Here is a 10,252-nt window from a genome sequence, read left to right on the forward strand (position 1 = left end):
GACGGATCATTTGCTGGCAAGGTTCCAATTGCAAAACCATTTGGAAGGTAGTAGACGTTTTGAAGTCCAACACGTTTCATTTCAGGAATTAGGACATTTGTTGCGAAGTCAACCTGACTCTGTGTACTTGGAGTAGTAGTAGAGTGTTCATCAGAGCGCGTGTTGACCTTAACGTAGGTTAGGAAGCGATCCAAGAGATTGGGATAAGTCATAAAAAACTCCTTTTGAATTCATTTTTTCCATTGTATCATAGAAAAGAGAGAAAAACAAAAGACAGAAGTTAGGGAAATTCGCTATGTTGGCGTTTACTTATTAATGGATAAATGATAAAATAAACTTGATAAAAATATCACAAGGAAGCAATTATGAAAAAAGCAATTTTAATGATGACTTTCGGTTCGCCAGAAGAGATTACCTTTGAAGGTGTGGCTGATTTTTTCACAAATATTCGTCGTGGAGTGAGACCTCAAGACCACGAAATTCAAACTCTCTACGATAATTATGTACGAATTGGAGGCACGCCTCTGCAAAGAATTACTCGTGAAGAAGTTGCCTTGGTAGAAGCTAGGCTAGGAAATGAATATAGTGTCTATTTTGCCAATAAGTTTTCCAGTCCCTTTATTCCAGATGTGATTGGTCAGATGGAAGCAGACGGAATTGAGCAGTGTATTTGCTTGATTTTGGAGCCCCATTATTCTTTTTACTCTGTCATGGGTTATGAGAAATTTTTAGAAAGCAAACAAATTCAATTTTTAGTCATTAAGGATTGGTATCAAGAAGAAGCGCTCTTAAACTATTGGGCAGATGAAATTGCTAAGATTTTAAAAGAAGAAGTAAAGCCAGATAGCTTTAAAGTCATCTTTTCAGCCCACAGTGTGCCTATTTTTGCCTTGGACTTTGGTGATCCTTATATAGACCAAATTTTCGAAAATAGCAAGCTAGTTGCTGAAAAACTAGGTTTGAGTTCCGATCAATATACAAATACCTGGCAAAGTGAGAGTGATATTGGGATTCCATGGATTAAGCCAGATGTTTTGGAGTATCTCAGAGAACAGACAGAACATCCAGACCATTATATTTTTGTTCCTATCAGCTTCATTAGCGAGCATATTGAAGTCTTGTTTGACAATGATGTGGAATGTTATGACTTGTGTCAGGAATTTGGGGTAAACTACCATCGTCCACCAATGCCAAATACAGATTCTCGCTTGATTGATGCCTTGGTCAATACAGTTAGAGCCAATGAACATCAAGAGTTTAAGGAATTTCTCCCAGAAGAAGAAACCTTTGATGAGTTAGTTCCTTCAGATGAGACGAAAAACATTTTGGCTGAATCTCAAGATTTACAAATGCCAGAATTTGTGAAAAAACTGATTGAGAAAAAAGGACGGGAGAATGTTAAGATGCCTTATCTTATCAAGAAGATGCTAGAAAAAGCAGGCAAGTTGCCCAAAGAGTAAAGAAAAAGGATTTAGCTTTGTGCTAGATCCTTTTAAACGATTATTTTTTCTCCAAAAGTGCTTTGATTTCTTGAAGGACTTCCAATTCGGTTGGTTTTTTTTCGTCAGTTTTTTCTTCCTTTATGCCAGTCAGTTTCTGTGCTTTTTCAATACCCTTGATAATAAAGAAGAGGGCGGTACCGACAAAGATAAAATTGATAATAGCACTTAAAAAGTTACCATAGCCGACTCCATGCCAAGAAAGTTGAGCGATACGTTCGACTTTAGCAGCTTTCAAAGCGGGATTTAAAATAAGAGGAGTGATAATGTCGTTTACAAGTGAAGTAACGATAGCACCAAAAGCAGAGGCAATGACAACACCGACAGCAAGGTCAATAACATTTCCTCTAAGCAAGAATGATTTTAGATTTTTTAACATACTGTTTTCCTTTCAACGTTTCGTGTTTCATTGTATCCTAAATCATTATAGAAGGCAATTAAAAGGCTCATAAATGGAGCATTATTTTCTAAAAATATAGATCTTGCTCAAGATATAATTGATGATAATAATGAGTATTTGTGCAATTATTGTTTCAATTGCATTTACCTTATCAAGATTTTCATTTACAAATTTCCCTATGATGTGAGGAAATTGGGTTACAAAGAGAAAAGTTAAAAACAAGTCTAACAGAAAAGTAGAAAGGCGAGCAAGAGAAAATTTCAATAAACGGATAAGGCGATTCTTCCTTGCTTGCTTAAATACAATCGTATCATTTGTGATAAAGGCAAAGAGGATACCAAATATATTTGCCAAGGCCGTAGCAAGAAGTTCCTGATGACTTAGCTGATAAATGACTAGTCGTGAGAGAATCGAAACTAGAGTTGTCGCAAAGCCAAAGAAGAGATAGGCTAAGATTTCATTGTTAAAAAATTTTTGAATAGGTTTTTTCATGCTTTAAGTATAGCATAAAGCAGGCTATTGTGCTATACTAGTAAGGTTGAATAAAGCAACCCTTGGTGCTTAGCTTCTTTCACCAAGCATATTACACGCGGGCAACCGCCAAAGGAGAAAAGATGAAAAAATTAACTATTCGTGATGTTGCAGATATTGCAATCGTTGCTGCTATCTATGTCGTTTTGACTGTCACACCGCCCCTAAATGCTATCAGCTATGGTGCTTATCAGTTTCGTATTTCAGAAATGATGAACTTTATGGCTTTTTACAATCCCAAGTACATCATCGGAGTTACTATCGGTTGTATGATTGCTAATTTCTTTAGCTTCGGACTGCTAGATGTCTTTGTTGGTGGCGGATCAACCTTAGTATTCCTCAGTCTAGGTGTTTGGCTTTTTGCAAAATATAGCAAGGATTACCTCTTTAACGGATTGATTCGAAAAGATCATTTCTTCTTTTCAATCCTCTTTTCAATTTCCATGTTTACCATCGCTGCAGAGTTAAATATTGTAGCAGAATTACCATTCTTCCTTACTTGGTTTACAACAGGGATCGGTGAATTTGCCTCATTGATTATTGGAGCGATTATTATTGGTAAAATTGGTCGTCGAATCGATTTAAGCAAATAGAACAGGACAAGCTAGGTAGCCTTTACCTGGCTTTTTCTTATAGAAAATTTCTAAGGAAACTTGACAAGCTTTTCTGATTATAGTATACTTTTCAAGTAAGCTGATTTAGCTCAGTTGGCAGAGCGCATCCATGGTAAGGATGAGGTCGCCGGTTCAATCCCGGCAATTAGCATGATAGAAACAAAATGACCTTGGGAGACCAAGGTTTTTCTTATCGACCTGTATAAATGAAGTTAAAGCGTTTCGTCTGTTGACAAAAGTCATTCTCTTTAGTAGAATAGTAGGTGCGATGAGTCGATAGGTAGTCTTCGGGCTACTATTGAGCATAAGGAGGTCATAACGCAGGAGCGGACCTTGATGAGTTGTGTGAACCTGCTCATCACATGAAGATGCCTCTTAGTCCCTGGTCTAGCGACTGGGGATTTTTATTTTCCAAAAAATGATGAAAAAGCTTTGCAATTCATGGAAAAAGTAGTATAATACTTCTATTATAGAAATTTTTAGAAAATTCCGAAAGAGGTTATTTATGGGATATACAGTTGCTGTAGTCGGCGCGACAGGTGCTGTCGGTGCTCAGATGATAAAAATGTTGGAAGAATCAACACTTCCAATCGATAAAATTCGTTTACTTGCTTCTGCACGTTCAGCGGGCAAGACTTTGAAATTTAAAGATCAAGATATTACAATTGAAGAAACGACTGAAACTGCTTTTGAGGGAGTTGATATTGCTCTCTTTTCAGCAGGTGGTTCTACATCAGCTAAATATGCACCATACGCAGTTAAAGCTGGAGCGGTAGTAGTAGATAATACATCTTACTTCCGTCAAAATCCAGACGTTCCTTTGGTTGTTCCAGAGGTCAATGCTCATGCACTTGATGCCCACAACGGTATCATTGCCTGCCCTAACTGTTCAACAATCCAAATGATGGTGGCGCTTGAACCTGTCCGTCAAAAATGGGGCTTGGATCGTATCATCGTTTCAACTTACCAAGCTGTCTCAGGTTCTGGTATGGGAGCGATTCTTGAAACACAACGCGAACTTCGTGAAGTGTTGAATGATGGTGTGAAACCACGTGATTTGCATGCGGAAATCTTGCCTTCAGGTGGGGACAAGAAACACTATCCTATCGCCTTTAACGCTCTTCCACAAATTGATGTTTTCACTGACAATGATTACACTTACGAAGAGATGAAGATGACTAAGGAAACTAAGAAAATCATGGAAGATGATAGCATCGCGGTGTCTGCAACATGTGTGCGCATTCCAGTCTTGTCAGCTCACTCTGAGTCTGTTTACATCGAAACAAAAGAAGTGGCTCCAATCGAAGAAGTAAAAGCAGCTATCGCAGCCTTCCCAGGTGCTGTTCTTGAGGATGATGTAGCTCATCAAATTTATCCTCAAGCTATCAATGCAGTGGGTTCACGTGATACCTTTGTTGGTCGTATCCGTAAAGACTTGGATGCAGAAAAAGGAATTCACATGTGGGTTGTTTCAGATAACCTTCTCAAAGGTGCTGCTTGGAACTCAGTTCAGATTGCTGAAACTTTGCACGAACGTGGATTGGTTCGTCCAACAGCTGAATTGAAATTTGAATTAAAATAGTCATAACGTTTAGGAGTTCATATGAACTCCTTCTTTGAAATAGAGAGGTGTTTTCATGTCTTATCAAGATTTAAAAGAGTGTAAAATCATCACGGCCTTCATTACCCCCTTCCATGAGGATGGTTCCATTAATTTTGATGCCATTCCAGCCTTGATTGAGCATTTATTGGCGCATCATACAGACGGAATTCTCCTTGCAGGGACCACTGCTGAGAGTCCAACCTTGACCCACGATGAGGAGTTGGAACTGTTTGCGGCTGTACAAAAGATTGTCAATGGACGCGTTCCTTTGATTGCGGGTGTAGGTACCAATGATACGCGTGACTCTATCGAGTTTGTCAAAGAAGTAGCAGAATTTGGTGGCTTTGCTGCTGGACTTGCAATCGTCCCTTACTACAATAAACCTTCTCAAGAAGGAATGTACCAGCACTTTAAAGCTATTGCAGACGCTTCTGACTTACCTATTATCATTTATAACATTCCAGGGCGTGTGGTTGTCGAATTAACTCCAGAAACTATGCTTCGCTTGGCTGACCATCCAAATATCATTGGCGTAAAAGAATGTACTAGTTTAGCAAATATGGCTTACTTGATTGAGCACAAACCAGAAGAGTTCTTGGTCTATACTGGTGAGGATGGAGATGCTTTCCATGCTATGAACCTTGGTGCTGACGGGGTTATTTCTGTTGCCTCTCATACAAATGGGGATGAAATGCACGAGATGTTTACTGCCATTGCAGAAAGTGATATGAAGAAAGCTGCAGCTATTCAGCGCAAGTTCATTCCTAAGGTCAATGCCCTCTTCTCTTATCCAAGTCCTGCTCCAGTTAAGGCAGTTCTTAACTATATGGGATTTGAAGCTGGCCCAACTCGTCTACCTCTTGTTCCAGCACCAGAAGAAGATGCCAAACGCATTATCAAAGTTGTCGTAGATGGCGACTACGAAGCGACCAAGGCAACTGTAACAGGTGTCTTAAGACCAGATTACTAATAAGACAATAAAATCCATGACCGCAATAACGAGCATGGATTTTTCTTATTTTCCTAAACAGAATTGGCTAAAAAGTTGGGTGATGAGTTCATCAGGAGCAGCATCTCCAGTGATTTCTCCGAGGATTTCCCAAGTACGAGTCAAGTCAACTTGAAGCAAGTCAACTGGCATACCTAGTTCCAGCCCTTGGTTAACAGCTTGTAGGCTTTCAACTGCTTTTTCAATCAAGGAAATGTGACGTGCATTTGATAGGTAGGTTGCGTCTTGCTCAACCAAACCAGCATTTTCAAAGAAGAGGTTGTTGATTCTCTCTTCAATCTTATCGATGTTTTGGTTTTTAAGGACTGAAATACGAATAACGTCTTCAGGTAGTTCCGAAGTTTCAATCGCTTCAGGCAGGTCGGTTTTATTAAGAAGAATAATACGGTTGGTATCTTGGCTAATCTCAAGAAGTTGTCGGTCTTGGGCGGTTAGTGGTTCACTGGCATTTAGCACCAGTAGAACCAAGTCGGCTTCCTTGAGGGCTTTTTTCGAACGCTCAACTCCAATTTGTTCCACGATGTCATCCGTTTCACGGATACCGGCTGTATCAATCAATTTGAGAGGGACACCGTTGATGTTGACGTATTCTTCAATGACATCTCGAGTAGTACCAGCAATATCTGTAACGATAGCCTTGTCCTCACGCAAGAGGTTGTTGAGAAGGCTAGATTTCCCAACGTTTGGGCGTCCGATGATAGCAGTGGAAATTCCTTCACGGAGGATTTTGCCGCGACGGGCTGTCTTAAGGAGATTGGTTAGCAATTGCTCAAACTCCATAGTCTTCTCACGGACAACAGCAGTAGTGGCTTCCTCAACATCGTCATACTCAGGATAGTCAATATTAACCTCGACTTGGGCAAGCGTATTGAGGATTTCTTGACGGGTATTATTGATAAGATCAGAAAGAGAACCGTCCAATTGTTTAACTGCAATGTTCATGGCCTTGTCGGTTTTTGCACGGATGATATCCATCACAGCCTCAGCCTGAGTTAAGTCCACACGACCGTTTAGGAAGGCACGTTTGGTAAATTCACCGGGTTCTGCCAACCGAGCTCCTTCACGAATAGCTAGCTGGAGAATTTCATTGGTCACCGCAATCCCACCGTGGGTGTTAATCTCGATAATATCCTCACGAGTGAAGGTTTTTGGAGATTTCATAGCTCCAACCATAACCTCGTCCATGACTTTTCCTGTCTGAGGGTCAACGATGTGACCGTAGTTAAGGGTATGGCTAGCAACTTGACTCAAGTCTTTTCCTTTAAAAATCTTTTGCGCAATAGCAAAACTGTCTGTTCCGCTTAGGCGGACAATACCAATAGCCCCTTCACCTAGTGGAGTAGATATAGCAGCGATGGTATCAAATTCACGTGTAATCATAATGTTTCCTTTAATAAATAGCTCTTTTCTTGGAAATTTTTCCAAGTCTCTTTTCAAATTGTAACAAATTTGAACTATTTCTTCAATGGATGCTACTTGGAGATTGAAAAAGCCTAAGCAATTCTGCTTAAGCTAGCTTATTTGGTGCGCATTTCCCCTTGTGGGAAGTAAGTTCCTTCTGGCATGTCGTTGATGATGACATGGACAGCAGATTGAGGTGCTCCAGTGTTACGGACAACCGCTTCCGTTACTTCCTTAGCAAGAGCCTTCTTTTGCTCGAGCGTGCGTCCTTCAAATAAATCGATGCGTACAAATGGCATAATAGCTTCCTCCACTAGTTTTTGATTACTTCTATTTTACCACATTTTGCCGTTTAAAGCTTAAGAAAATTATGATATACTAGAATGTAGCAAAAATTTAGAAATGGACGTGAAATAGAAGCATGGCACAGTTGTATTATCGTTATGGGACCATGAACTCTGGTAAGACGATTGAGATTCTCAAGGTGGCCTATAACTATGAGGAGCAAGGAAAAGGTGTTGTGATTATGACTTCAGCTCTGGATACGCGTGACGGTGTTGGCTATGTGTCGAGTCGAATCGGTATGAAACGCCCTGCTCTTGCGATTGAGGAGACGACGGATATCTTTGGCTATATCCGAGACCTACCAGAAACACCTTACTGTGTTTTGGTCGATGAGGCTCAGTTTCTCAAGCGTCACCATGTTTACGATCTAGCTCGTGTTGTCGATGAGTTAGACATACCTGTCATGGCTTTTGGTTTGAAAAATGATTTTCGCAATGAACTGTTCGAAGGTTCCAAGTATCTCTTGCTCTTAGCAGACAAGATTGACGAAATCAAGACCATCTGTCAGTATTGTAAGAAAAAGGCAACTATGGTTTTGCGAACACAGGATGGACTGCCCGTTTACGATGGAGAACAGATCCAGATTGGCGGTAATGAAACCTATATCTCAGTTTGCCGTAAACATTATTTTGCCCCTGAAATCAATAAGGAGAATGAAGAAAAATGAACATCTATGATCAACTACAAGCTGTAGAAGACCGTTATGAAGAATTAGGAGAATTGCTCAGTGACCCAGATGTGGTTTCGGACACCAAGCGTTTCATGGAACTTTCGAAAGAAGAGGCTTCCACTCGTGACACCGTAACAGCCTACCGTGAGTACAAACAAGTCCTTCAAAACATCGTTGACGCTGAAGAGATGATTAAGGAATCAAGCGGAGATGCGGACTTGGAAGAAATGGCCAAGCAAGAACTCAAAGACGCCAAGGTTGAAAAAGAAGAATACGAAGAAAAATTGAAAATCTTGCTCCTTCCAAAGGACCCAAACGATGACAAGAACATCATCCTTGAAATCCGTGGAGCTGCTGGTGGAGACGAAGCAGCGCTCTTCGCTGGGGATTTGCTAACCATGTATCAAAAGTATGCGGAAGCCCAAGGTTGGCGCTTTGAAGTCATGGAAGCCTCTATGAATGGTGTCGGTGGTTTTAAAGAAGTGGTTGCTATGGTTTCAGGTCAGTCTGTATACTCTAAGCTTAAGTACGAATCAGGTGCCCACCGTGTGCAACGTGTTCCTGTGACAGAAAGTCAAGGTCGTGTTCATACTTCGACAGCGACAGTTCTTGTTATGCCAGAAGTTGAAGAGGTTGAATACGACATTGATCCAAAAGACCTTCGTGTCGACATCTATCACGCCTCTGGTGCTGGTGGACAGAACGTCAATAAGGTTGCGACTGCTGTTCGTATCGTTCACTTGCCAACCAATATCAAGGTAGAGATGCAGGAAGAACGTACCCAGCAGAAGAACCGTGAGAAGGCCATGAAAATCATTCGTGCGCGTGTTGCTGACCACTTTGCACAAATTGCACAAGATGAACAAGACGCTGAGCGTAAGTCAACGATTGGTACTGGTGACCGTTCAGAACGGATTCGTACTTATAACTTCCCACAAAACCGTGTGACTGACCACCGTATTGGTTTGACCCTCCAAAAACTAGATACCATTCTGTCTGGTAAATTGGATGAAGTTGTGGATGCCTTGGTGCTCTATGACCAAACACAAAAATTAGAAGAATTAAACAAATAATGAAATTAGCTCAATTATTTTCAGATTTTGAAGAAGAGTTGATAAGACAAGGAGAGGAAGCTGAAAGCCTCTCTTTTGTCTATCGTAGCCTGAAAAATCTATCTTTTACGGACTTTGTTTTTGCCCTCCAGAAAGAGGTAACAGAAGAAGCAGAACAATTTGTAAAAGGAATTTTCCAACAGTTAGCAGCTCATAAACCTGCCCAGTACATCATTGGACAGGCAGATTTTTATGGAATGCAGTTAACAGTTGATGAGCGGGTTTTGATTCCTCGTCCAGAGACAGAGGAGTTGGTGGAGCTTATCCTGGCTGAAAATCCTGAGACGAATCTTTCTGTTCTGGATATTGGAACAGGTAGTGGAGCTATTGCTCTCGCTCTAGCAAAAAATAGACCAGATTGGTCAGTGACAGCAGCAGATATTTCCCAAGATGCTTTAGATTTAGCTAAGGAAAATGCTAAAAATCAAAATCTTCAAATATTTTTAAAAAAATCTGACTGTTTTACAGAAATTTCTGAAAAATATGATATAATTGTTTCCAATCCACCCTATATCTCTCGTGAAGATGAGTCAGAGGTCGGCTTGAATGTTTTTCATTCGGAGCCTCATCTAGCTCTCTTTGCAGATGAGGATGGCCTAGCTATTTACCGTAGAATTGCGGAAGATGCAAAAGACTATCTCAAAGATGGTGGTAAGATTTACCTTGAAATTGGATACAAGCAAGGTCAAAGTGTTCCCGAACTTTTTAGAAAACATCTTCCTGAAAAAAGAGTTCGAACACTCAAGGACCAGTTTGGTCAAGATAGGATGGTCGTGATTGATGATGGACAGGATTAGACAAGAGTTGGAAAATGGTGGAGCTGTCGTTCTGCCTACAGAGACTGTTTATGGTCTTTTTGCTAAGGCCTTAGATGAAAAAGCAGTTAACTATGTTTACCAACTCAAACGTCGTCCTAGAGATAAGGCCCTCAATCTCAATATCGCCTCTCTCGAGGACATCTTGCACTTTTCTAAGAATCAGCCAACTTATCTTCAAAAACTTGTAGAGACCTTTTTACCAGGTCCCTTGACCATTATCCTTGAAGCCAATGACCAAGTTCCCTATTGG

Annotated in this window: 12 protein-coding genes, 1 tRNA gene, 1 pseudogene and 1 riboswitch; of the genes and pseudogenes, 9 read left to right on the top strand and 5 right to left on the bottom strand. The window is 40.6% G+C overall.

Features of this window, described 5'->3' with window-relative positions; translation table 11 throughout:
• Positions 1-212, bottom strand: a pseudogene (locus tag SMIDD26_RS12960) (peptidase T); the annotation flags it as partial.
• A gap of 153 nt (positions 213-365) precedes the next feature.
• Between SMIDD26_RS12960 and hemH the strand changes: the two are divergent.
• On the top strand, positions 366-1,460 hold the full coding sequence (gene hemH, locus SMIDD26_RS05715) for a ferrochelatase (RefSeq protein ID WP_061439434.1): 1,095 nt from the start codon (positions 366-368) through the stop codon (positions 1,458-1,460).
• A 40-nt stretch (positions 1,461-1,500) separates the two neighbouring features.
• Here hemH and mscL read toward each other — a convergent pair whose 3' ends face one another.
• Together mscL and SMIDD26_RS05725 are read right to left on the bottom strand one after the other, a co-directional pair.
• Positions 1,501-1,878 carry a large conductance mechanosensitive channel protein MscL gene (gene mscL / locus SMIDD26_RS05720; RefSeq protein WP_000916792.1) on the bottom strand — a complete coding sequence of 126 codons (378 nt, stop codon included), beginning with the start codon at positions 1,876-1,878 and terminating at the stop codon, positions 1,501-1,503.
• Positions 1,879-1,959: 81 nt separating this feature from the next.
• A complete protein-coding gene (locus tag SMIDD26_RS05725; protein WP_061439435.1) occupies positions 1,960-2,391 on the bottom strand; it encodes a GtrA family protein in 432 nt (143 codons plus the stop codon).
• Between the two features lie 28 nt (positions 2,392-2,419).
• A riboswitch (PreQ1 riboswitch) is annotated at positions 2,420-2,516 on the top strand.
• Between SMIDD26_RS05725 and SMIDD26_RS05730 the strand changes: the two genes are divergently transcribed.
• The 4 genes from SMIDD26_RS05730 (at position 2,514) to dapA (ending at position 5,617) form a co-directional block, all read left to right on the top strand.
• Positions 2,514-3,023: a QueT transporter family protein gene (locus tag SMIDD26_RS05730; RefSeq protein WP_000737071.1), complete on the top strand. Its 510-nt coding sequence runs from the start codon at positions 2,514-2,516 to the stop codon at positions 3,021-3,023. Its footprint overlaps the riboswitch before it by 3 nt.
• A gap of 99 nt (positions 3,024-3,122) precedes the next feature.
• Positions 3,123-3,195: transfer RNA gene (locus SMIDD26_RS05735), tRNA-Thr, on the top strand.
• A gap of 354 nt (positions 3,196-3,549) precedes the next feature.
• On the top strand, positions 3,550-4,626 hold the full coding sequence (locus tag SMIDD26_RS05740; RefSeq protein WP_061439436.1) for an aspartate-semialdehyde dehydrogenase: 1,077 nt from the start codon (positions 3,550-3,552) through the stop codon (positions 4,624-4,626).
• Between the two features lie 55 nt (positions 4,627-4,681).
• Positions 4,682-5,617: a 4-hydroxy-tetrahydrodipicolinate synthase gene (gene dapA / locus SMIDD26_RS05745; protein ID WP_000121608.1), complete on the top strand. Its 936-nt coding sequence runs from the start codon at positions 4,682-4,684 to the stop codon at positions 5,615-5,617.
• 45 nt (positions 5,618-5,662) lie between these two features.
• On the opposite strand, the gene mnmE is transcribed toward dapA, so the two are convergent.
• Positions 5,663-7,036 (bottom strand): tRNA uridine-5-carboxymethylaminomethyl(34) synthesis GTPase MnmE, encoded by a 1,374-nt coding sequence (mnmE, locus tag SMIDD26_RS05750; RefSeq protein ID WP_061439438.1) that lies wholly within the window; start codon positions 7,034-7,036, stop codon positions 5,663-5,665.
• 137 nt (positions 7,037-7,173) lie between these two features.
• Positions 7,174-7,356: a 4-oxalocrotonate tautomerase gene (locus tag SMIDD26_RS05755; protein ID WP_001117401.1), complete on the bottom strand. Its 183-nt coding sequence runs from the start codon at positions 7,354-7,356 to the stop codon at positions 7,174-7,176.
• A 122-nt stretch (positions 7,357-7,478) separates the two neighbouring features.
• Between SMIDD26_RS05755 and SMIDD26_RS05760 the strand changes: the two genes are divergently transcribed.
• The 4 genes from SMIDD26_RS05760 to SMIDD26_RS11595 all read left to right on the top strand — a co-directional run.
• The gene (locus SMIDD26_RS05760) at positions 7,479-8,069 is read left to right on the top strand and encodes a thymidine kinase (protein ID WP_049524095.1); all 591 of its coding nucleotides are present in this window, start codon (positions 7,479-7,481) and stop codon (positions 8,067-8,069) included.
• Positions 8,066-9,145 carry a peptide chain release factor 1 gene (prfA, locus tag SMIDD26_RS05765; RefSeq protein ID WP_061439440.1) on the top strand — a complete coding sequence of 360 codons (1,080 nt, stop codon included), beginning with the start codon at positions 8,066-8,068 and terminating at the stop codon, positions 9,143-9,145. Before SMIDD26_RS05760 ends, prfA begins: the two co-directional genes overlap by 4 nt.
• Positions 9,145-9,981, top strand: a complete 837-nt coding sequence (gene prmC / locus SMIDD26_RS05770) for a peptide chain release factor N(5)-glutamine methyltransferase (protein ID WP_061439442.1) — start codon at positions 9,145-9,147, stop codon at positions 9,979-9,981. Before prfA ends, prmC begins: the two co-directional genes overlap by 1 nt.
• Positions 9,965-10,252: L-threonylcarbamoyladenylate synthase (locus tag SMIDD26_RS11595; protein ID WP_246746937.1), on the top strand; the 288-nt coding region annotated here is incomplete at its 3' end. The genes prmC and SMIDD26_RS11595, both read left to right, overlap by 17 nt.

This window comes from Streptococcus mitis, from assembly GCF_001579035.1.
GTDB lineage: Bacteria > Bacillota > Bacilli > Lactobacillales > Streptococcaceae > Streptococcus > Streptococcus mitis_J.

Bases quoted from the DNA above. Each gene is read 5' to 3' on its own strand.
- hemH (WP_061439434.1), top strand. From the start codon at position 366: ATGAAAAAAGCAATTTTAATGATGACTTTCGGTTCGCCAGAAGAGATT.
- mscL (WP_000916792.1), bottom strand. From the start codon at position 1,878: ATGTTAAAAAATCTAAAATCATTCTTGCTTAGAGGAAATGTTATTGAC.
- SMIDD26_RS05725 (WP_061439435.1), bottom strand. From the start codon at position 2,391: ATGAAAAAACCTATTCAAAAATTTTTTAACAATGAAATCTTAGCCTAT.
- SMIDD26_RS05730 (WP_000737071.1), top strand. From the start codon at position 2,514: ATGAAAAAATTAACTATTCGTGATGTTGCAGATATTGCAATCGTTGCT.
- SMIDD26_RS05740 (WP_061439436.1), top strand. From the start codon at position 3,550: ATGGGATATACAGTTGCTGTAGTCGGCGCGACAGGTGCTGTCGGTGCT.
- dapA (WP_000121608.1), top strand. From the start codon at position 4,682: ATGTCTTATCAAGATTTAAAAGAGTGTAAAATCATCACGGCCTTCATT.
- mnmE (WP_061439438.1), bottom strand. From the start codon at position 7,036: ATGATTACACGTGAATTTGATACCATCGCTGCTATATCTACTCCACTA.
- SMIDD26_RS05755 (WP_001117401.1), bottom strand. From the start codon at position 7,356: ATGCCATTTGTACGCATCGATTTATTTGAAGGACGCACGCTCGAGCAA.
- SMIDD26_RS05760 (WP_049524095.1), top strand. From the start codon at position 7,479: ATGGCACAGTTGTATTATCGTTATGGGACCATGAACTCTGGTAAGACG.
- prfA (WP_061439440.1), top strand. From the start codon at position 8,066: ATGAACATCTATGATCAACTACAAGCTGTAGAAGACCGTTATGAAGAA.
- prmC (WP_061439442.1), top strand. From the start codon at position 9,145: ATGAAATTAGCTCAATTATTTTCAGATTTTGAAGAAGAGTTGATAAGA.